The organism is Alloalcanivorax xenomutans (assembly GCF_032810065.1).
In the GTDB taxonomy this organism is placed as follows: Bacteria; Pseudomonadota; Gammaproteobacteria; order Pseudomonadales; family Alcanivoracaceae; genus Alloalcanivorax; species Alloalcanivorax xenomutans.
Genome location: NZ_CP136538.1, coordinates 183,706 through 203,156, shown reverse-complemented (window position 1 = coordinate 203,156; position 19,451 = coordinate 183,706). Strand labels below are relative to the sequence as shown.

Annotated in this window: 23 protein-coding genes; 5 read left to right on the top strand and 18 right to left on the bottom strand. The window is 57.5% G+C overall.

Annotated elements, in window-relative coordinates:
- Nucleotides 1-88: 88 nt before the first annotated feature.
- Together RYH70_RS01005 and RYH70_RS01000 are read right to left on the bottom strand one after the other, a co-directional pair.
- A complete protein-coding gene (locus RYH70_RS01005; RefSeq protein WP_081706032.1) occupies nt 89-181 on the bottom strand; it encodes a type II toxin-antitoxin system YafQ family toxin in 93 nt (30 codons plus the stop codon).
- Between the two features lie 9 nt (nt 182-190).
- A complete protein-coding gene (locus tag RYH70_RS01000; RefSeq protein WP_317009634.1) occupies nt 191-448 on the bottom strand; it encodes a type II toxin-antitoxin system RelB/DinJ family antitoxin in 258 nt (85 codons plus the stop codon).
- 516 nt (nt 449-964) lie between these two features.
- Here RYH70_RS01000 and RYH70_RS00995 point away from each other — a divergent pair.
- Nucleotides 965-1,333: a type II toxin-antitoxin system PemK/MazF family toxin gene (locus RYH70_RS00995; RefSeq protein WP_284455657.1), complete on the top strand. Its 369-nt coding sequence runs from the start codon at nt 965-967 to the stop codon at nt 1,331-1,333.
- A 129-nt stretch (nt 1,334-1,462) separates the two neighbouring features.
- Here the strand turns inward: RYH70_RS00995 and RYH70_RS00990 are convergent, their stop codons facing one another.
- The 16 genes from RYH70_RS00990 to radC form a co-directional block, all read right to left on the bottom strand.
- Nucleotides 1,463-3,457 carry a hypothetical protein gene (locus RYH70_RS00990; protein WP_317009633.1) on the bottom strand — a complete coding sequence of 665 codons (1,995 nt, stop codon included), beginning with the start codon at nt 3,455-3,457 and terminating at the stop codon, nt 1,463-1,465.
- Nucleotides 3,458-3,459: 2 nt separating this feature from the next.
- Nucleotides 3,460-3,744, bottom strand: a complete 285-nt coding sequence (locus tag RYH70_RS00985) for a hypothetical protein (protein WP_081706026.1) — start codon at nt 3,742-3,744, stop codon at nt 3,460-3,462.
- Nucleotides 3,745-3,748: 4 nt separating this feature from the next.
- Nucleotides 3,749-4,423 carry a tetratricopeptide repeat protein gene (locus tag RYH70_RS00980; protein WP_284455659.1) on the bottom strand — a complete coding sequence of 225 codons (675 nt, stop codon included), beginning with the start codon at nt 4,421-4,423 and terminating at the stop codon, nt 3,749-3,751.
- A 52-nt stretch (nt 4,424-4,475) separates the two neighbouring features.
- Complete coding sequence (locus RYH70_RS00975) at nt 4,476-5,348, bottom strand: type II secretion system F family protein (protein WP_284455660.1); 873 nt, start codon at nt 5,346-5,348, stop codon at nt 4,476-4,478.
- A complete protein-coding gene (locus RYH70_RS00970; RefSeq protein ID WP_284455661.1) occupies nt 5,341-6,261 on the bottom strand; it encodes a type II secretion system F family protein in 921 nt (306 codons plus the stop codon). The genes RYH70_RS00975 and RYH70_RS00970 overlap by 8 nt, the downstream gene beginning before the upstream one ends.
- Nucleotides 6,248-7,420: a CpaF family protein gene (locus tag RYH70_RS00965; protein WP_133492736.1), complete on the bottom strand. Its 1,173-nt coding sequence runs from the start codon at nt 7,418-7,420 to the stop codon at nt 6,248-6,250. The genes RYH70_RS00970 and RYH70_RS00965 overlap by 14 nt, the downstream gene beginning before the upstream one ends.
- A 9-nt stretch (nt 7,421-7,429) precedes the next feature.
- A complete protein-coding gene (locus tag RYH70_RS00960) occupies nt 7,430-8,620 on the bottom strand; it encodes an AAA family ATPase (protein WP_284455662.1) in 1,191 nt (396 codons plus the stop codon).
- A gap of 5 nt (nt 8,621-8,625) precedes the next feature.
- A complete protein-coding gene (locus RYH70_RS00955) occupies nt 8,626-9,798 on the bottom strand; it encodes a type II and III secretion system protein family protein (RefSeq protein WP_284455663.1) in 1,173 nt (390 codons plus the stop codon).
- Nucleotides 9,788-10,714, bottom strand: a complete 927-nt coding sequence (cpaB, locus tag RYH70_RS00950) for a Flp pilus assembly protein CpaB (protein ID WP_284455664.1) — start codon at nt 10,712-10,714, stop codon at nt 9,788-9,790. The genes RYH70_RS00955 and cpaB overlap by 11 nt, the downstream gene beginning before the upstream one ends.
- A 45-nt stretch (nt 10,715-10,759) precedes the next feature.
- Entirely contained in the window at nt 10,760-11,194 is a 435-nt protein-coding gene (locus RYH70_RS00945) for a TadE/TadG family type IV pilus assembly protein (RefSeq protein WP_284455665.1), read from the bottom strand.
- A gap of 36 nt (nt 11,195-11,230) precedes the next feature.
- Nucleotides 11,231-11,500 carry a Flp family type IVb pilin gene (locus RYH70_RS00940; RefSeq protein WP_284455666.1) on the bottom strand — a complete coding sequence of 90 codons (270 nt, stop codon included), beginning with the start codon at nt 11,498-11,500 and terminating at the stop codon, nt 11,231-11,233.
- Between the two features lie 535 nt (nt 11,501-12,035).
- The gene (locus RYH70_RS00935; protein WP_082823769.1) at nt 12,036-12,464 is read right to left on the bottom strand and encodes a helix-turn-helix domain-containing protein; all 429 of its coding nucleotides are present in this window, start codon (nt 12,462-12,464) and stop codon (nt 12,036-12,038) included.
- The gene (locus RYH70_RS00930) at nt 12,461-12,775 is read right to left on the bottom strand and encodes a type II toxin-antitoxin system HigB family toxin (RefSeq protein WP_284455667.1); all 315 of its coding nucleotides are present in this window, start codon (nt 12,773-12,775) and stop codon (nt 12,461-12,463) included. Before RYH70_RS00930 ends, RYH70_RS00935 begins: the two co-directional genes overlap by 4 nt.
- Before the next feature lie 279 nt (nt 12,776-13,054).
- Nucleotides 13,055-13,222: a 50S ribosomal protein L33 gene (gene rpmG / locus RYH70_RS00925; RefSeq protein ID WP_014992561.1), complete on the bottom strand. Its 168-nt coding sequence runs from the start codon at nt 13,220-13,222 to the stop codon at nt 13,055-13,057.
- A gap of 11 nt (nt 13,223-13,233) precedes the next feature.
- Nucleotides 13,234-13,470: a 50S ribosomal protein L28 gene (gene rpmB / locus RYH70_RS00920; protein ID WP_014992560.1), complete on the bottom strand. Its 237-nt coding sequence runs from the start codon at nt 13,468-13,470 to the stop codon at nt 13,234-13,236.
- A gap of 224 nt (nt 13,471-13,694) precedes the next feature.
- Nucleotides 13,695-14,369, bottom strand: coding sequence for a RadC family protein (gene radC / locus RYH70_RS00915; protein ID WP_317009632.1), 675 nt, complete (start codon nt 14,367-14,369; stop codon nt 13,695-13,697).
- 136 nt (nt 14,370-14,505) lie between these two features.
- Here radC and coaBC point away from each other — a divergent pair, with 136 nt between their 5' ends.
- The 4 genes from coaBC (at nt 14,506) to argB (ending at nt 19,398) form a co-directional block, all read left to right on the top strand.
- Entirely contained in the window at nt 14,506-15,705 is a 1,200-nt protein-coding gene (gene coaBC, locus RYH70_RS00910) for a bifunctional phosphopantothenoylcysteine decarboxylase/phosphopantothenate--cysteine ligase CoaBC (RefSeq protein ID WP_022996571.1), read from the top strand.
- A gap of 28 nt (nt 15,706-15,733) precedes the next feature.
- A complete protein-coding gene (gene dut / locus RYH70_RS00905; RefSeq protein WP_055098897.1) occupies nt 15,734-16,186 on the top strand; it encodes a dUTP diphosphatase in 453 nt (150 codons plus the stop codon).
- A 129-nt stretch (nt 16,187-16,315) separates the two neighbouring features.
- A complete protein-coding gene (locus RYH70_RS00900; RefSeq protein WP_317009631.1) occupies nt 16,316-18,478 on the top strand; it encodes a phosphohexomutase domain-containing protein in 2,163 nt (720 codons plus the stop codon).
- A gap of 20 nt (nt 18,479-18,498) precedes the next feature.
- Nucleotides 18,499-19,398, top strand: coding sequence for an acetylglutamate kinase (argB, locus tag RYH70_RS00895; RefSeq protein ID WP_022996574.1), 900 nt, complete (start codon nt 18,499-18,501; stop codon nt 19,396-19,398).
- Nucleotides 19,399-19,451: the final 53 nt, after the last annotated feature.

The following is a 19,451-nucleotide window of genomic DNA, read 5'->3' as shown; positions in this document are numbered from 1 at the left end:
CAGCAATGCCTCTAATGATTCGGCTTCTGGTTCAAGCGGGGGGATCACCAATCTTCCTCCTTCAGCGGATAACGACGGTTCGCCTCCTTCATTCATCGAACAAGTCAGCATGGGTGCCAGTCCGGGCCAGCTGCAACTCGTCGCCGTCAATACGGTATATCAGCAGCCAATCCGGCTCGATGTGGGCACGTCAGAGCCCTAGATCCTCGAAAAGCTCTTCGGCATTATCCAGCCGTTTGCCTTTACCAGCGTCCAACTCGCGCATGGCGTTCCGAGTGGTTTTGTTGGGCACGGCCACGGCGAACGGCAAGCGCTCCTCCTCGGCGACTCGCAGCATCAACAGGCGAATGGCATCGGAAACGCTGAGCCCCATACGATCCAGGGCAGCAGTGGCGCGTTCCTTGGTTTCCGTGGATATCCGGGCCCGGACATAGGTGTCAGCACGCATTGCGAGTCTCTTGTACGGATATGGTGCCACTGTAGTCACAAATGAACCACTGAGACAAATCAAGATTCCGAAGTTTCGGGCTCCGGCTCCGTCCGGCGAAAGACTCATTCAATGACGATGGAGGCCCGAGCCCAAGACAAGACTCGATCTCGATGCCATAAGTAGATACAAATGTTGATACCCCCGGCTCCCGACGGGCTAGCGTTATCACTAATGTATCTACACGGCCGGAACAGGAATAGGTACTCACCGTGCCAAATGACACCATACAAAGCGAGATCAAACAGTGGGGCAACAGCGCAGCCGTGCGACTGACCAGCCGTATTCTGGCCCAGGCGCACTTAAGCATCGCCAGCCCGGGGTGGAAGAGGGCCGTATTGTCATTGAAGCTGCGGGAAAGCTGTCTGGGCGGGTTAAATTGCCGTTCAGCGAGGCGGACCTGATTACCGGTCTCAATGCCCATACCGCACACGCTGACGAATTGGCCTCACCTTCAGGCGGCGAATTGGGGGACTAATGCCGAAAGAAACGTATACCCCGGAACGCGATGATATTATCTGGCTGGATTCCGAGCTCTCCAAAGGCAAGGAGATTGGCAAATACCGCTCTGCCCTGGTGCTGTCATCAAAGGGATATAACCAACAAACCGGGCTGGTTATCTGCCGCCCCATCAGCACCAGCATCCGGGGCGGCGCCACGGAAGTCCCGGTGGACAATCTCGACCAGCCGTACGTCGTTACCGCAAGCCTGATTCAAACGCTGTCCTGGAAAGACCGGAAAGCCAAATTTATTACCAAAGCCGAAGACGGCATTTTGGAGCAGGCGTTGGTACGGATCATACCGCTGATCGGTGCCGACTCGGTGATCGAGAAATTCGTTGAATGACAACAAGGTGCGGGGCTTGAGGCAAAAGGCAAGGCTTGACCCCAGCACATCTCGGGCTGGAGGCAAAGGGCAAGACTTGACCCCAAACATTCAAGACTTCCCCCTATGATGTCCAAGCCAGCACTGATATTAGCAACCTTCCGGACCGCAATACTGAAGCAACTGTACCGTTGATTGCTCCGATTTTAGCAAGTTCAATTTCGCCTGCCCCAAACTAACGCCGAGAAAATCCAAAAGCGGACCAAGAACATACTCCAGAATCGGACCGACCACGATGTCAACGATCCCACTTAAGGCATCAACAATGAAAGCCAAGGGATCAGCAAGAGGAATACCCAGCAGGTCTAACTCTTCAATATCAATTGTACCCAAGAGACTATTTAGGCTATCGGCCAGTACCTGCCCACTTTGCAAGCCTAAAGTGCAAGTAACCTGCCGGGCGGACTCTTCATATTCACATTCCGCGGGAAGATCAGCGGGAGCCTCATCATCCGATAACGGAACCTTCGTTATCAAAAGAGGTTTAGGCAAAGTGGCTTCCGGCTCAATATTTCCGACATTAATAATTGTATTTACCAAATTTAGTTCAAAGTCCGCATCTTGATCATATCTGCACCACCCACCTCTATTACCAGAAACAGGGGACTGAAAAAGGCGCGGCCTACTACATGAAGGGCCTGGGTCCCAGTTGTAGTTCGATAGGCATGGGTTTCGGACATGACACCCGATTTGTAAAGGGTCTGGCATATAGTCCTCCCCAATCCCAGATGATGGGAACGACAAGCCAATTTTTGCACAAATTCCCGATCTGGAAAGTGAGCTGCCATAACACGAATTGTCACCAGCGTACTCATAAGTTGCAACTCTCAACACTGATCGTCCGATATCAAAATCAAAATCCACATTATTATTACTTCCAGAAGCACATCTGGCGCCCACGAGAGTACTTTTAGCTGCGCCCGTGCTAATTTCCAACGGCACAATCGCGACAAAATTCAGAAATTCAGTATTGGGGGCTAAATCCAGTATTAACCCCAGCCTGATGGTTATATCCTCTCCCGTAGACTCACCCAGCCATTGGCCATCGACTTTTCTGGCTGGCGCCACTACTATTTTGGGTGCCTGATTAACATCGATCTCCACATTTAACCCCAAAACATCCCCCAACCCTAAACTTGACGTAAGCCCATCCAGATCTAGAGATATAGGCTTATCCAGCTTGTTCGCTAAGTTGAGCACGATGCTGTTCAACATACTTAAAACAGGAATTTCTGCTCCAGAGTCTACCGCACCTTGCCCCAAAACATAGATAACATCAGAGAGTCTGAGATTAGTATCCACACCCAGTAACGCTATGGCAGAATCAAGTTCCGAAACTGCATCACCCGTCAAATTTGAAACAGCCCCCAAAGCACTGATAAGTATTTCAGCGGGAACATCTATCTCCAGCAGATCACCAACACCCAAATCCTCAAGCACAGGATTGAGGATACCATTCGATTCATCATTGATTGCCCCCAACAAGGAGTCCAGCGAGACAAGAGTTCCTGAAAGGCTATCTAGCGACAGTGTTTCCACATTCACATCTTTGCCAAACAACCCCCTAAACAACGCGGAAAGAACCGGGGAGTCCGCCGTATTAAGGGCCAAGGTATTAGAGTCAGTAAAAAAGGTAGCATAGACCTCCTTCCGGGCCGCAGCCCTTGACACTAAATTTATTCGGCCGAGTACAGCTTCTGGCAAAAGTGACGATATAGGCACATCCCTTTCGATCTCAATAGCAACACCATTGGTTTCCTCGAAACTATCAGTCCGTCGAAATTCAAGGACTTTTTCTGAATCCGCTTTTATTACACCTTGTTGAACCCGAATACTCCCCGATCCACTATCAAATCCCTGAGCAGTTGCCGCATCAATGGCCAGAGCCCGCATTGCATTACTGTCTGTACCGCCACACGTGTACGCTGACCCAGCCGCAGCAAACGCCGCTGCATTAGCCTGGGCTTGCATTTCTTTCTGCATTGAAAGGAGGCGAGCGCCATCCAGTGCCAGCGCAGAAAACAGCACTATAAGAATAATAATGAGGGGTGTGACGACTGTAAGAGCCCCGCGCTGGCGTTTCATCCTTAATTTTCCCCTCTTGTCTGCTCCCCGAAACTTTCCGGGATCGAGTGCCGGAAAGATTCCGCCAGCCGACGTTGTGAATCCACATAAACAGGGGCAGCAAGTTCGCTCTTTTCAGCGCCTCCGGATTTGGCCTGGTTATTAAGCATGGCACGGGTATAGGTTCTTGATTGCTCTCCATGCAGGCTGCCGGACATACCGGAGGGGTACTTGGCGTTCTCATCCCCCAAACCTGAAGCTACCGATAATCCAGGAACCGCCATTAATATCAGAATCAGGTATTTCATTTGATCACCTCACAAAGTGGCCGGCCAGACGCTCGGCGTAGGCCAGTTCATCGGCGGAAAACTCGTATTCTCTCTTCATCCATTTCAGGCCGTCTTCATCATCCGTCAACAGAAACGCCACTGCCAGATTTTGCCGAACCGGCCCCTGGCCATTGGAAAGCTCCATGGCGGTTCTGAGTTCATAAGCCGCTTCGTCGTAACGACCAACCAGCATCAGGACATAGCCATAATCGTTGCGCACTTGGGACGACGCCGGTGCCCGGTCTCTCGCTATCTTCAGATGATCGAGCGCACCGAGAACATCATCCTGTTTAAGAAGTACCATACCGAGCCCGTGATGACTCTCACCGGTACCGCAGCGGTCCACAAGGGCATTGAACACCTCAGCTGCCTGATCCAAGGACCCCGTCGCTGCCTTGAGCTGACCATAGCGCAACCAATGCTCCACGGAACTCAAAGGCTGATCCTCCAGCTTTGCCAGGGCAGCATGATCTCGATCCCTGGACATCAGAGAATCGATCATTTCAATTTGTACCTGTTGCTCCGGCTGCACCACCTCGTCACAGCTAATTCGGCCCAGGTCCACTCGATCCGCCGCCGTGACAGGCCCTGATACCGGCTTGCTCGCGCATCCCGAGGCCAGCACAGCCACCGCCATAACCCCCATCGCTTTATGCATCCCTTTCTTCCATCTGCTATTACACATCGCAGTTTCTCTCTTTATGTTTCGGCTAGCGAGACAGGGCGTCGGCGATGGAGATCACCGCCGGCCCGCCGATAATGATGAACAGCGCCGGCAGCATGAAAACCATCATGACCACCGTAATCTTGGCCCCAATTCGATTGGTTTCTTCCTTAAGCTTGGAGCGCTCCACATCGCGGGCCTCCAAAATGATCTGTTCCAGACTCGAGGACACTCCAGCGCCCAATTGGCTACTTTGCTTCATTAGCATCACGTAGCTGCGAAGAACCGGAATACTGCGGTTTTCCCCTAACTCATCGAGAGCCTGATTTCGCTCCGCCCCCGATTCCATAAGGCGGTTGAAACGATCAATTCTAAGAACCAGCTTTGGCATCAGGGGGCGCGCCTGGGCGGCGATCATTCTCATTACCCTCTCAAGAGAGAGTCCTGCTTCCATCAGCATTCGAGTCATATGGCACAACTCCACGGCCTCGCGGTTCTGTTGTTTCTCGGCGGACCGGCCCATACCCCGAATAATGCGTCTGGGCAAGATGAAAGCCGCGGCAGCGCAAAGCATGCCGCCAAGAATCCCCAGAAACGCAAATCCCAAGAAGATCGCTACCGCTGGCATAACCCAACAGTAGAAGAAATAAATTAGCTGGGCGCTGCCGGCGCTCCTTCCCATAGCGAAAACCGCATGCTGTATTTCCAAGAAGTCGTCACGGGTTAACGGGGAGTTGGCAAGACGCCAGGCCAGCTTTTCAAAGGCATTTCGCGAGGAGGCATCTTCAGTGCTATCGGGAGAGGTCCGCATGCGACCGCTAATCCGCGCCCGGCTTTCCCACTCCCGGCTTTTCAGGATGACCCAACCGCCAGCCACAAGGGCTAGCACTGCGGAAGCGATAAACCATCCGTTAGACACGGCCCACCCCCTGAATCATTTTGAGGATGACGAGGATACCCAGCCCCTGAAAGACGCCAGCAACTACCAGCATGGTGTTACCGGTACTGGTTTTCAGGAGAATTTCCGAGTAACTCTCGTTCATCAGTATCATATAGGCCGCCAGTCCCATTGGGATAATCGCAAAAGCCCCCGCAGTAAAGCGGGTTTCCGAGGTGGCCGCCATGAACTCACGACGCAACTCCTGTTGGGACCGAAGAGAGCTCGCCACCTGCTGCATGACAGGTCGTATCGACGAGCCGAAGCGAGCTGAAGTCCTGAGCGCAATGGAAACCAGGATTAACGACGGAATTCGATATAGGGAGGAGAAGTCCTCGAATAGAGAAGTGTAATCCCGCCCCGCTTCCACCGCGCTGCGCAACCGAAACGCCAAGGGGTCAAACACCGGATGCGCTTCCCGAAACGATTCCACAAGAGATTGCTCGAGTGATCGACCCGCATCCATATAGCGCAAGGCCGTTTCCATAATACCGGGCAATTCCTCATTGATTCGGCGGCGCTGTTGCTCAAAGCGGAACTTCCAGTAGAGCAGTAATGCCATCACCATCAAAACCAGAGCAACCAGCGCCGCTACCGTTCCCTTGACGAAGAGCACGGCCAATACCAATGCGGAAAGGAAGGCGCCAACCAGTACTAACTGACTGTCCGACAAACGAATACCGGCCGGAACCAGCAAACGCTCCAGCTTACCTATGAGCACTTGCTCCACGGGTGGAGCCGCCCCACTCTCAGAGCCCAGAGCAAGACGCCTCTCCACCGCCTCCTTGATCTGGCGCTGCTCTCGTAAGTTGAACCAGAGCCACTGCAAAGCAACAACAGCCAATGCTATGAACGCCAGAATCTGTGAAGCCACCAACCAATTAAACGTGCTCATGGTCTTCACTCCGGTACAGATAGTCCATGTTGTAAGGGTTGTCGCTGGTTGGCGACAGCGCCACAACTTCAGAAACCCGGCGGCGCCCGTCCGGCAATCGAACCAGTTGAATAATGATATCCAGGGCCGATCCGATCAGCCGACCAATTGCTTTTTCACTGGCATCATATCCGTTCACGGCCAGGAGGGTTTCAATCCGCACCAAGGCGTCCCTGGTGCTGTTTGCGTGAATCGTACTCATCGACCCTTCGTGCCCCGTGTTCATGGCTTGAAGCAACTCGATGATCTCCCCGGAACGCACCTCACCAAGAATGATTCGGTCAGGCCTCATACGCAGAGCGTTGATCACCAGATCGCGGGCGGTAATCCGCCCCCGGCCCTCGGTATTGGCCGGGCGGGTCTCAAGTCTCACCACATGAGGGTGATTCAAAACCAGCTCAGCGGAATCCTCGATCGTCAGAATTCGTTCCTGGCGAGGAATGTATTGGCTGATGAGATTGAGCATGGTGGTTTTACCCGTGCCCGTACCACCGCTGACAATAATATTACGAGCCGACTCCACCGCTCGGATCAAAACATCAAGACAGGCTTCGGTCATGGACCCTTTTTCTATCAGGTCCTTGGCACTGAGATGGTTACCGGTGAACTTTCTGATACTTAATGTGGGCCCTTCCAAAGCCAAAGGGGGAATAACCGCATTAACGCGAGAGCCGTCAGGAAGCCGGGCGTCGACCATCGGGCTGGCTTCATCCAGCCTTCTCCCTAGCGGCGCCAACATCCGGCGGATAATTCGTAACACATGTTCGTCGTTGATAAACCGGGCCCGGGCGTGTTGCAGAACGCCACCTATTTCTACAAATACCTGGTTTGGTCCGTTGACCAGGATGTCATTGACACGATCATCCGCCAGCAGCGGCTCCAGCGGACCAAAGCCGGTAACTTCGTCCAACGTATCCCGGATCAGTTGGTTCAGGTCCTGAGTGGAAAGCGGGACACGATTTTGAGCAATATAGTGGGAGATCTGCCCTCGAGTGAATTCGGCCAAGCGCTCCCGAGTGGCACGGCCAACTTCGATTCCTGCTTCATCAAGCCGCTCTACCACCCACCTGTGCGTGTGGTCCTTGAGCGTTTGATACTCCTGGTCAATGCGCCCCGTCACACGTTACTCCTAGGCCTTGGCCATAACCCGACGCAACCAGCCGCCGCTTTGATTCTGTGGTAAATCACGTTCTCCCAACTTCGTCAGCAGCGACGCCATCTGACGACAGTAAGAAGAACGTGGAGCCTGATCTTGCATGGTTTGGCCGGAATTGATCGCCAGGACACGATATTTCCAGTCCATCGGCAGGGTGCCGGCAAGGGGGGCACCCGAGGTCTCCGCCAACTCATCACTGGATGGGGGGACGCCGTTTACGTATCCGTCCACTACCACCTTCATTTGCCCCTGGCTACCGATATGCGAACGCCAATCGCTGATCAACCCGCGGGCAGCATGGGCGTGATCCACCAAAGGATGAATGGCGACCAGAAGGTGCTGCGTGTGTATGCCCAGCGCTCGGATCCAATGCTCACTATGCAGGTTGCCGATATTCACCACGATGCGATCGAACATCTGCATCAAGCCATTCAAAGCAATGAACAGGTCCGCGCTGCGATCCCCGCCGAGGTGATGCTCCGCCTGGCCTCCAGCCAGAAGACGAAGCCCCGGTCGAAACTCCTCCAGCGCCGTATTGATCAGCGTTTCATCCAGCGTCTCAGGGCTCGCCAGCAAGTTCTCCAACGTGTATTGGCTGCGGCTGTCCAGATAAAAGCAGCCACGTTCGGATTGTGTATCAATAGCCAGAGTACGGCTTTTCGGGTCTCGCCGGCTCAGTTCAATTACCAGATTCTGGGTCAAAAAACGGGTATCAACGGAAGCATCCGCCCCAGTGACCAGAATAAGGTTACCGGTAGTAGAGCGATTCTCATCGTCGTAATGCCCCGCACGGACCAATTGATGACGGCGAAGCCGATCACGAACCTCCGTGGCATCCTGCCCGGCAACCAGACAATCCCTTGCGCCAGCTCTCATGCTCTGCAGCAACAACTCCTGGTTCGAACGAGCACATACGGTGATTACGGTCAGCCAGGGGCGGGCACTGGTCAGTGCCGTAATAATGGCCAGGGACTGATTCAGCTCTTCTTCGTTGACCTCAACCAGAACTACGTGCGCCGTGGTTGCTTCCAGAAGACGCAACACTCGCCCGACATCAGAGCGGCCAACAAATTCCATGCGGAAACTGTTGTCCACCACCCGATCCAACCAGGTTCTGAGGCTGGTATCATCGATTGCTGACAGGATGATCTCATTGTCCGCCATAGCGCTCACCAACTCACTCCGTGACGAATGGGACGTGAGCCACGACGGGGCTCCGTGGCCATGTCGAACCAACCGGTGCTGCTTTCCCGATAACCAACACCAGGCAAAACGAGAGGCGGATCCGAAGGCTTGCGCGGCGTTACCAGGTGCGGCGTCACCACCATGACCAGCTCTTTGTCATCCCGGGAAATACGGCTGGAGCGGAAGAACGCCCCCAGAATGGGAATATTTCCCAGTCCCGGAATTCGGTCACTGCTATTGACGGTGCTGCGGCTGACCAATCCGCTGATAATAAAGGTCTCTCCAGGTGCCAGAGACACCGTGGTTTCAGAGCGGCGGACACGCAACCCTGGGACTTGGACCCCTCCGGTTTGCACGCCTGCTGAATAATCCAGTTCGCTGACTTCCGGTGCCACCTTGAGAATGATCTGCTGACCATTGATAACTGTGGGTGTAAGCGTTACGCCGACACCAAACTCTTTATATTCAATCTGTACGCCATTGTTGTCGTTACGAGTCGGTACGGGAAATTCACCGCCGGCCAGGAATGACGCACTCTGGCCACTCAGGCTGGTCAAGGAGGGTTCGGCCAACGTATAGGCGAACCCACCGGACTCCAGGGCGTCGATAATGGTCAGTGAGTTAGCGCCGATACGAAACAGGCTGAATCCGTCATTACTCAGCCCTGCCTGGGCGCTTCCCGTGCCGGGAAAACCTCGAAAACCATTTCCAGGGGGGGATACCCCGATCGCCGTGTCGCCGCCATTGAACAAGTTGGCGTAGTACACACCCAGACTGTTCAGCTCGGAACGATTGACTTCCAGCACACGAATTTCGGTTTGCACCTGGGTGCCGAAAGGCAGGGCAGCACCCTGGGTAGTGGCAACCACTACCACACTGCGCAAAGGCTTATCATTGCCTCTCAACCAGACAGTCAACTCCGCCGACCCTTCCTTTTTTGCCGTCAACAGCAGTTCCTGGGTGCCGCTAACAGTGAGGGTCGCCACCTCCGGATCAGAGGTCGCCACTTTGGTGACTTGGGACGGGAAAGCCAGAACTTTCTGATCCCCCGGAGCCAAGGTGGTGGACGGTGACAGGCTGTCATCGGCCTGAACCAGCAACGTCATTAATGTCATCAGCCCGCCCAGCAGCAGGCGCAGCCCGTATTTAGCGTACATAGGTGCTCCTCGCTTCGGATCCCTCGAATACCTGTACCCGATGACCGGGTGACCGGCGCACCACCGGTGCTCTGGCAGGCTGCTTTTCTTTAGGGAAGAAGTCTTCGAGATAGAAGGGTTTTGCTGTGGGTTCCGTTTCCGTGCCGTTGTTCGCCAACACGGGTTCAGCTTGCTCCCCGTCTTCAGCAGGTAACGGGTCATCTTCAACACTGGCGCGAACACCAGACCCGACCACCGCCAGACGTAAGGTACTCTCCGTGGAAGCCAGAAGCAGACCGGTAACTTTTTCTTCCGGCACCGCTAGCACCACTGTGTTATTGGCGTTACGCCGCCGGTCCTCTTCTTTTTGTGGAGGACCATCCGCCAACTCACCATGCACTGCCAGGACCTCCAGGTCCTCTTGTATCACCAGGGCGGCGGGGCTTTTTTTGTCTCCACCACGTTTAAAAGCGGAAAGAACATCCACCCGATCGCCTGGTTGCAGCAAACCACCGGCACCAACCACGTTATCAACGGAAATAGCCAAGGCGCGGAAGCCTTCCGGCACCACGTCCGGCAGAGGCCGGCCGCTGTCATCGAAATGGCGCTGAGTCAGTATTTCCCCGGCTCGTGCGTCTCGCTTAAGTGACTTACCTACGAGATCCTGATCCGCACCAAGGCCGTCAGGCAACGGTGACGCTGACGACACCTCCACCAGCATATTTTCGGTAAGCGGCTCCCCAGCCGGCACCGCCTGAGCCAAAGCCCAGTATCGATGCATGGACGCCGATTTGGAGCGCGCCTCCTCCGCGTGCTGTGAGGGCGACGCACCCGGCGGTGCCGGTTCTGGTTCGCGGCTTAATCCCACCAAGGCCAGGATCAGAGCCAAAGCCGCCAGCAACAGCGCCGGCAGCGCGTATAACACTCGAGTTCCCATGTCCCCCTCCGGGATGGTCCTGATTCGAATTCAAATCTGGTTGACTTAAAATGCCGCCCTTGCCGAGACCTCTAAACTTTCCGGCAAAGGTGGAAATTTACCCAGCCAGCCAAAATTCAAACTCGGAACGATCGGGTTTTCTTTAAAGCTCGGATAGGTGAGCGAGCACACCACCATTTCAATGCCACCGATGGGCTTCGTTGTGCAGACGTCAACGAGCGGACCAGGCAAACCCTCTTTCAAACCAACCAATGCCTCTCCCGCCCGTGACGTCACCTCCACCGTTATCTCGTCAGCTGCATAAGCGGAGCGATCCACATGAAGCGCCGCCGCCACCGCACGGTCCACGGCATCTTGCATTTGATACTTCGCAAAGAACGTGATGCCGTAGACCGCAGCGGCGTAAAGCATGGCCATGATGAAAGGGAACAGCAAAATAAACTCTACCGTTGTTGCTCCTCGATTTTTCCTTACCATCATGTTAGCCAACCCATCTGCCACTTTTCGCTTGATTAATTATTCACCACCGCCTGTTCCACCACCGCCTGTTCCACCGCCCACCTCACTTTTTGCATTCGTGAACAAATCTTCAAAAGCTGTTCCTAAGATGTCAGTGCTATTTAAATAAGCAACAGCAGCTCCAATAATCAGAATTAGACCAGCAGCCAGGACGATATATTCCAACGCACTAGCCCCACGCTGGCGATTACTACGGGTTGGCATTTGGGTAAAGAGACGCACCATCAAGGATTGAATGGCGGTATTAAAGGATTGGATCATTTTCATTTTAAAGCGCTCCCTTGCGGTTTTTGATTGCCCCCCCAGACAGGGGCACCTTTCAGCTTCGATCGTAGGCGTGTTGTGACGTTCGTCACAAGTTCTACTTTGTGCATACTGCGTAAATACACGTAGCAATTTCAATCACTTACAGATCCGCTCTTAAGATAATCGGCCGGTGGCATGCGATAAGTGGTTTTGCTTAGCCCCCGATTCCCTTGGCACCTCCCCGTCTGCATTTTACATTTTTCGAATACGCACTGAGTTGTTTTGAGTGTGCAAAAACCTGACTCCAAATGAAATAATGTCATTTTGTCATTATGAAAAAGTGCGCTCAGTCACATTTCCTATATGCAATATGTAAAATCATGCTGAGGCGCAGGTCACATGGGTGCAGGCGCCGTACAAAGGGTTACATAAGGTTGCATAAGGGTGGGTTTTTGATGGAGGGAAGGCGGGGCTTGGTTTCGGTTTTATTCCCGGACCATGAATATGCGGTGATATTTTGGGCTTCAACCTACTGGCGGGGAGGTTGGGGAGGGGCTCAGAAGAAGAGCCCCGGATCGATGCGAAAGCGCTGGGACAGTGCCTTGATATGATTCTTGTTCAGGCCGCGCTCTCCCGACAGAACCCGGGACACCATGGATTTCGAGCCAATCTCGGGGAGGTCGGCGGTTCCGAGATGATGCTGCGCCATCAGCATCCTTAACATGGCCCGATCCGCGGGCTGATCCATGGCCTGTTTCTCGAAGGCGGCCAGTTCTTCATTCTGGTTTTCATAGGTTTCGACCGCGCGGGCAAGCAGATCGATGACGGCATTGATAGGGTCATCGGGGGAGTCTTCCGCTTCCTCCAGCAGGCTCTCAATCAGTTCCAACGCTTCTTCGTAGTGAGCGTCATCCTTAATAGGAATGAAGGGGGCCGCAGCTTGCGCGAAGCTGCGGCAGGCTTCCTTGAGCACCAGAGCAGTCATGATAAAGCTCCTTTCGCGTATCGTTTGCAGATCTTGTCGTACTCCGCATGGGTAACGATGTGCTTCACATACATGCGGTTATGGACAAACTGAATGAAAGCTATGATCCGGAGATGATTACCTCCCACATCAAGGACCCACCATTTGTCCTTGTACTTGAAGTTATCCAGGGACGGAAACACTCGTCGCATCGCTTCTGGAGAACCGAACTCGCTTTTGCGAAGCACCCGATAGAGATCTTCAAGAGCCCGTTTTTGGTTAGGGTGGGTCTTGCTCGCGTCGTTGAATGGGCGCTTCGTAATAACGTGCATCGTCACTCCTGTTGACATATTGGCAACGGTAGGCTTTTGTTGCCAATATGTCAACAAGGATGACAGGGGTAAAATTATGATCGCGGGCCGGTGGTGTTACACAGGCGCTGGGAGCCTTGGCTCAAAGAGAATTCGCTTGCAGGGCAAGTTCCTACAGCAGCAACGGCTTTGTAGTTGGTTCCGTGGGAAGCGGCGGCGAATTGGCGGGCACAACAAAAGGCCCGGCGGCTTGTGCCACCAGGCCTTTATTTGTTCGCCCCGTGCCAGGCTGGGGAAGCGTTACTTGATCTTCGCTTCCTTGTACATCACGTGCTTGCGTACCACCGGATCAAACTTTTTGGTTTCCATCTTTTCCGGATGGAGACGCTTGTTTTTGGTGGTGGTATAGAAATGACCGGTGCCTTCAGAGGACACCAGACGAATCTTTTCACGAACCGGACCGGCCATGGGTCAGCTCCTTAAACTCGAATGCCGCGGGCACGGATATCGGTCAGTACTGAGTCGATACCCTTCTTATCGATGATGCGCATGCCTTTGGAGGATACGCGCAGACGCACAAAGCGCTTTTCACTTTCCACCCAGAAGCGGTGGTAGTGCAAATTCGGTTCGAACCGACGCTTGGTCTTGATGTTCGAGTGGGACACGTTGTGGCCCGTTACCGGGCGCTTGCCGGTCACCTGGCAAACCTTGGACATGATCTTGCTCCCGTGATGATCACATAGGGGCGGGGCAGCCCCGGAATAAGGCCGCGTTTTATACCAGACCCCGCCCCCGGGATCAAGCGGAAAACGCCGATGGCGGTGGACGGGGGAGGTCTGGCGGGACCGGTATTCGCCGCCAGGGCAGCTCCCACAGCGGCTTCGTAGCACATGTAGGAGCCAGCCTGCTGGGGCGAATCCTGCCCCCCGGTTTCCCACCGCTACAGCCAGCCGAGGCGGCCCAGGGACTCCCACTGATTGTCGCCGATCACCAGGTGATCGAGTAAGCGGACATCCACCAGGTTCAGGGCGTCGCTGAGGCGGCGGGTGACATCGCGGTCCGCGCGGCTGGGTTCGGCGATGCCCGAGGGGTGATTGTGCCCGACGATGATACTGGACGCATTATGGTCCAGCGCCCGCCGCACCACTTCCCTCGGGTAGACGGCGGCGGCGTCCACGGTGCCACGGAACAGCTTCTCGAAGCCCAGCATGCGGTTCTTGTTGTCCATGAACAGTACCGCGAACACCTCACTGGGCTCCCCGCGCAACTCCGACATGAACATGCGCGCGGCCGGCTCCGGTTCGCTAAGGGTGATCGCCCTTTTCTTCTCGAGAGCCATATAGCGCTTGCTGATCTCCAACGCCGCCAGCAACTGGGTAAGGCGGGTGCCTCCCAGCCCCCGCATACGCCGCATGCGCTCCGGAGGCAGCTCCAGTAAGGCTCGCAGGTCGCCGGCCTCATTCAATAGATTCCGCCCCAGGTCCACCGCGGAACAGCCCCGCACGCCGGTACGCAACAGCACCGCCAGCAGTTCCGCGTCACTCAGTGCCGCCGCCCCCCGCTGCAGCAGCTTTTCCCGCGGGCGTTCGTTTTCCGGCCAGTCCGTTATTGCCATTGGATATCCTCCGTGATGATGGTTTAGTGCCCTGCTAGCCGACGCCAATCGCCGCCCTCTGGCCCGTTTGTCACCGCCAGGCATTGGGCATACACTGCGAAAGCGTCCACCCCAAACTACTGTACGGAAATACAGTATGCAACGTTTGATTAGTAAGCGAATTCTTCTCGGCGTCACCGGCGGTATCGCCGCTTACAAGGCGGCGGATCTGGTCCGCCGCCTGCAGGACGCCGGCGCCGAGGTGCGCGTGGTGATGACCCAGGGTGCCTGTGAGTTCATCACGCCGCTGACCATGCAAGCGCTGTCCGGGCAACCGGTGCACACCGATCTTCTCGACCCCCGCGCCGAGGCGGCGATGGGACATATCGAGCTGGCGCGCTGGGCCGACCTGATCCTGATCGCCCCGGCCTCCGCCAATTTCCTCGCCCGTCTGGCCCACGGCCATGGCAACGACCTGCTGAGCACGCTGTGCCTGGCCACCGGCGCTCCGATCGCCATCGCCCCGGCCATGAACCAGCAGATGTGGGCGGATAGCGCCACGCAGAAGAATCAGCTGATCCTGCAGGAAAAGGGCATCCACATTTTCGGCCCCGGCTCCGGCAACCAGGCCTGTGGTGAAGTGGGCCCGGGCCGCATGCTGGAGCCGGAAGAGATCATCCGGCAGGCCGCGGATATCTTTAATTACGATCTGCTCACCGGCAGGCATGTGGTGATCACCGCCGGCCCCACCCGCGAGCCGATCGACCCGGTGCGTTATCTGACCAACAAAAGCTCCGGCAAGATGGGCTTCGCCCTGGCGGAAGCGGCGGCGGAAGCGGGGGCCCGGGTCACGCTGATCGCCGGCCCGGTGGCCTTGCCGACCCCGGAGCGGGTGCATCGCATCGATGTGGTGCGTGCCCAGGACATGTACGAGACCAGCATGGACGTGGTGGAGCAGGGTTGCGATGTGTTCATCGCCACCGCCGCCGTGGCGGACTACCGGCCGACGGTGACCGCGGACCACAAGATCAAGAAGTCCACCGAGGAGATTCACCTGACCCTGGTGAAGAACCCGGACATCATCGCCGCGGTGGCCAGCCACGACAAACGCCCCTTCACCGTGGGCTTCGCCGCGGAAACCCAGGATGTGATCAGCTACGCCCAGGGCAAGCTGACCAACAAGAAGCTGGATATGATCGCCACCAACGATGTGTCCGGCAGCAACGTGGGTTTCAACAGCGACAATAACGCCCTGACCGTGATCTGGCCCGGCGGCCACAAAGTGCTGCCGCTGGCGTCCAAGCGACAGATCGCCAAGCAATTGATCGAGCTGATCGCGATACGGTACAAGGACTGACAGTTTCGTCATCAACCCGGGATAACACATGAACCTGCAATATCGAGTGCTCGACCCGCGTCTGGGCGACACCATCCCCTTGCCTCATTACGCCACCGAGGGCTCCGCCGGCCTGGATCTGCGCGCCATGCTGGACGAGTCCATCACCCTGGCGCCGGGCGATTCCACTTTGCTGCCCACCGGTCTGTCGATTCATATCGCCGATCCCGGTTACGCCGGCCTGGTGCTGCCACGCTCCGGACTGGGGCACAAGCACGGCATCGTGCTGGGTAATCTGGTGGGGCTGATCGACTCCGATTACCAGGGCGAATTGATGGTGTCCTGCTGGAACCGGGGGCAAAACGCTTTCACCCTGGAGCCTGGTGAGCGAGTGGCGCAGTTGGTGATCGTGCCGGTGCAGCAGGTGGTCTGGCAGCAGGTGGAGCAGTTCACAGAAAGCCAACGGGGTAGCGGCGGTTTCGGCCACAGTGGCCGACAATAAGACCCGCACCTGCCCGTCCCGCGCATGACATCATTCCAATGCGGGCCGGGCGCGAACGCCGGCGGTGGGGGCCGCCGGCGTTGTTGCTTGAACATCGTCGTTCAAGTGTACAAAAAAGGGGGGGACACCATGTTCAACAGCAAGGCCGACGGCGCCGGCGCGCGCCCATCGCGGCCCTTCGTTCTGTTCGCTTTACTGGTGGGGCTGGCGCTCGCCGCCGTCCAGGCCGTTTATTTCCATCAGCAGATCCAGCAACGGCAATGGCAAACCGCGCAAGCCGATGCGCAGGGCCTGGCCCGGGAATGGGCGCGCGACCTGTGGAACCGGGCGCAACGGCTCGAGGACAGACTGACCCGCCTGCCCGGCGAAGTCCCGGTCCAGCGCGCGCTGGCGCAAGCGCAAGTTTCCGATGCCGACTGGTTTCGCGACGGCCGCTTACGCATCGTGCCGGATATCGCCGCCACCGACGCGCTCAGTTTCACCGAACAGGATCTGCTGCAACGGCTTCATGAAGGGAGCGGGCGCGCTCTGGTGATCGGACGCGGCGGCGAGTCTCCGGCACTGCTGGCGGGACGGGCGGTGTCCGGCGGCGCCCTGATCATCCAGCAGGATCTCGCGCCCTGGATGCGCCAGCTTGATCAGCGCCTGCCCCGGGGCGCCCAGGTGCGCCTGATCCAGGACGAGGTCACCCTGGCCCGACGCGGCCAGCCCTCCGCCCTTCATGGCATCGCTCTTCATGGCACAAATATGGCTTCCGGAGAGGCCACCCAGGGCACCTTTACGGTACGGCTGGATAGGCCACCGCCGCCGCCGCCGCTAACCGCCTGGCTTCTGCCCGGTGGTCTGGGGCTCGGCCTGGTCCTGTTGTCATTGGTGCTGCCCAGGCTGATGACGCGGCGCCCGGAGCCGCCGGAACCGGTGAGGCAGGGCAGCGCTCCCAAACCGCGACGCCGCGAACCGGCCGCGCCCAAACCGGCGGCGCCAGCGGTCACTCAGCCGCCGCTGCCGGACGATGTGTTCAGCGGCGACGGCCTTGTTCTCAAGGCGGACCCCGAGCTGCTGGCGCGCCTGGGCAGCGCCTTCGCCGCTCTGGCCCGGGACAGGCACGCCCCCGCCCTGTGCCTGGCCAGCGATGATTCTGAGGGCGCCGACGCCGTGCTCGACGCGCTGCGCGGCGGCATTCTGGTGGAAGGCCTGAAAACCCGGGACCAGACGCCCTGCGCCGAGCCGCTGTGGCGGCACGGGCTGGAAACCGGCGCCGTCCGCGAAGGTCTGTACGTCCACAAGAACGGCGATCGCTGGCGGCTGATCCCGGTACTGGACGGACAGGAACCAGGCCAGGACGATCTCGACACCCTGCGCCGCTACAGTGCTGGCACCGTGGCCGCTTCCTCGCGGCGGGCCGATCCCGAGCCAGCGCCCTTCGACACCTACTTGCGCCAGCTTCGTGACGATATCGTTCTGGCCCGGCCTCTACGGCTGGCCCTGCACGCCCCCGCGCTACTGGCGCCGCTGGCGCACGCTCTGTTCGATGGCCTGGGCTGCGCCGTGGTGCCGGCCAAGACCGCCGATGCCCTGCGCCGCGTGGTGACGGAACAGAACGCGGATGTCGGTATCCTCCTGGATCAGCGAGGAAATACGCTGGCACTGGTGGATCATCAAGGCGGGGAAGTGGCTTCCGATCAGGTGCTGATGCTGCTGGCCCGGGACCTGTTGAGCCGTCACCCCGGCGCCGACGTTTTATTTGACGTAAAATGCAGCCGCGCTTTGCCCTCGCTGATTCGCAAACAGGGCGGGCGCCCGGTATTGTGCGCCGCCGACCCTCGCCATATCGCCGCGGAGCGCCTGCGTTTGGGGGCGCCGCTGGCGGGCGAGTGGTCCGGTCGGGTGTTTTGCGCGGATCGCTGGTTCGGTTTCGCCGACGGTTTCTATGCGGCGGCCCGGGTGCTGGAGATTCTCAGCATGCAGGAGAGCGACAGCGCCACCGTGTTCGCCGGCCTCGCCACCGGCCGCAGCACCCCGCTGCTGCGGCTGCCGGTCCCCGGTGATCAGGGGCGGGCGCTGGTCTCGGCGCTGCGCGCGGACGGCCGCTTTCCCGGTGGACGCGCCGCCACCGTGGACGGCCTGCGGGTGGAATTTCCCGATGGGTGGGGCGTGGTGAGGCTTTGCCCCTTACAATCGGTGCTGGAAATGCGCTTCGAGGGTCGCGACACGGCGGCCCTGGAACGGGTCAAGGATCTGTTCCGTGATCAGCTCCGGGCGGTGTCCCCCGACCTGGCGCTGCCCTTTTGACGTTTTGGCTGGAGAATGACATGGATACCAAGAGCGCCCAGGAAACCGCGCGCGTTCTGATCGAGGCTCTGCCCTATATTCAGCGTTTTTCCGGAACCACCGTGGTGATCAAGTACGGTGGCAACGCCATGGAAAATGATGAGCTGAAGAACAGCTTCGCCCGTGACGTGGTGATGATGAAACAGGTGGGTATCCATCCGGTGATCGTCCACGGCGGCGGCCCGCAGATCGGCGATCTGCTCAACCGTCTCGGCAAGGAAAGCAAGTTCGTCCAGGGCATGCGCGTCACCGATCAGGAGACCATGGACGTGGTGCAGATGGTGCTCGGCGGCCTGGTCAACAAGGACATCGTCAATCTGATCCAGCACAACGGCGGCCAGGCCATCGGCCTCACCGGCAAGGACGGCCGGCTGATCCGCGCCCGCAAAATGCTGCTGCGGAACGAGGACGCCGACAATCCGGAGCTGAAGGCCTCCGAAATCATCGATATCGGTCACGTTGGGGAAGTGCAGGGCATCGACACCCGCATTCTTTCGCTGCTGTCCGGCAGTGACTTCATTCCGGTGATCGCGCCCATCGGCGTGGATGACGAGGGTGTCAGCTACAACATCAACGCTGATCTGGTGGCCGGCAAGGTGGCCGAGGTGTTGCGCGCCGAGAAGCTGATCCTGCTGACCAACGTGGCCGGGCTCAAGGACAAGAACGATCGCATCCTCACCGGCCTGAACGCGGACCGGGTCAATACGCTGATCAAGGACGGAACCATTTACGGCGGCATGCTGCCGAAGATTCGCTGCGCCCTGGAAGCCGTGGAGAACGGGGTGCGCACCTCGCACATCATCGACGGCCGGGTGCCTCACGCGGTGCTGTTGGAAATTCTCACCGATCAGGGTATCGGCACGCTCATCAGCCGCGATTGATACGCCGGAACGGCGCTTTGTTATTGGCTCCAATTGGGGTGGAGCACACCGGC

Excerpts from the sequence above, each read along its gene's own strand:
- RYH70_RS01000 (WP_317009634.1), bottom strand. The coding sequence starts at position 448 with ATGCGTGCTGACACCTATGTCCGGGCCCGGATATCCACGGAAACCAAG.
- RYH70_RS00995 (WP_284455657.1), top strand. The coding sequence starts at position 965 with ATGCCGAAAGAAACGTATACCCCGGAACGCGATGATATTATCTGGCTG.
- RYH70_RS00990 (WP_317009633.1), bottom strand. The coding sequence starts at position 3,457 with ATGAAACGCCAGCGCGGGGCTCTTACAGTCGTCACACCCCTCATTATT.
- RYH70_RS00985 (WP_081706026.1), bottom strand. The coding sequence starts at position 3,744 with ATGAAATACCTGATTCTGATATTAATGGCGGTTCCTGGATTATCGGTA.
- RYH70_RS00980 (WP_284455659.1), bottom strand. The coding sequence starts at position 4,423 with ATGCATAAAGCGATGGGGGTTATGGCGGTGGCTGTGCTGGCCTCGGGA.
- RYH70_RS00970 (WP_284455661.1), bottom strand. The coding sequence starts at position 6,261 with ATGAGCACGTTTAATTGGTTGGTGGCTTCACAGATTCTGGCGTTCATA.
- RYH70_RS00960 (WP_284455662.1), bottom strand. The coding sequence starts at position 8,620 with ATGGCGGACAATGAGATCATCCTGTCAGCAATCGATGATACCAGCCTC.
- RYH70_RS00955 (WP_284455663.1), bottom strand. The coding sequence starts at position 9,798 with ATGTACGCTAAATACGGGCTGCGCCTGCTGCTGGGCGGGCTGATGACA.
- cpaB (WP_284455664.1), bottom strand. The coding sequence starts at position 10,714 with ATGGGAACTCGAGTGTTATACGCGCTGCCGGCGCTGTTGCTGGCGGCT.
- RYH70_RS00945 (WP_284455665.1), bottom strand. The coding sequence starts at position 11,194 with ATGATGGTAAGGAAAAATCGAGGAGCAACAACGGTAGAGTTTATTTTG.
- RYH70_RS00940 (WP_284455666.1), bottom strand. The coding sequence starts at position 11,500 with ATGAAAATGATCCAATCCTTTAATACCGCCATTCAATCCTTGATGGTG.
- RYH70_RS00935 (WP_082823769.1), bottom strand. The coding sequence starts at position 12,464 with ATGACTGCTCTGGTGCTCAAGGAAGCCTGCCGCAGCTTCGCGCAAGCT.
- RYH70_RS00930 (WP_284455667.1), bottom strand. The coding sequence starts at position 12,775 with ATGCACGTTATTACGAAGCGCCCATTCAACGACGCGAGCAAGACCCAC.
- rpmG (WP_014992561.1), bottom strand. The coding sequence starts at position 13,222 with ATGGCCGGTCCGGTTCGTGAAAAGATTCGTCTGGTGTCCTCTGAAGGC.
- rpmB (WP_014992560.1), bottom strand. The coding sequence starts at position 13,470 with ATGTCCAAGGTTTGCCAGGTGACCGGCAAGCGCCCGGTAACGGGCCAC.
- radC (WP_317009632.1), bottom strand. The coding sequence starts at position 14,369 with ATGGCAATAACGGACTGGCCGGAAAACGAACGCCCGCGGGAAAAGCTG.
- coaBC (WP_022996571.1), top strand. The coding sequence starts at position 14,506 with ATGCAACGTTTGATTAGTAAGCGAATTCTTCTCGGCGTCACCGGCGGT.
- dut (WP_055098897.1), top strand. The coding sequence starts at position 15,734 with ATGAACCTGCAATATCGAGTGCTCGACCCGCGTCTGGGCGACACCATC.
- RYH70_RS00900 (WP_317009631.1), top strand. The coding sequence starts at position 16,316 with ATGTTCAACAGCAAGGCCGACGGCGCCGGCGCGCGCCCATCGCGGCCC.
- argB (WP_022996574.1), top strand. The coding sequence starts at position 18,499 with ATGGATACCAAGAGCGCCCAGGAAACCGCGCGCGTTCTGATCGAGGCT.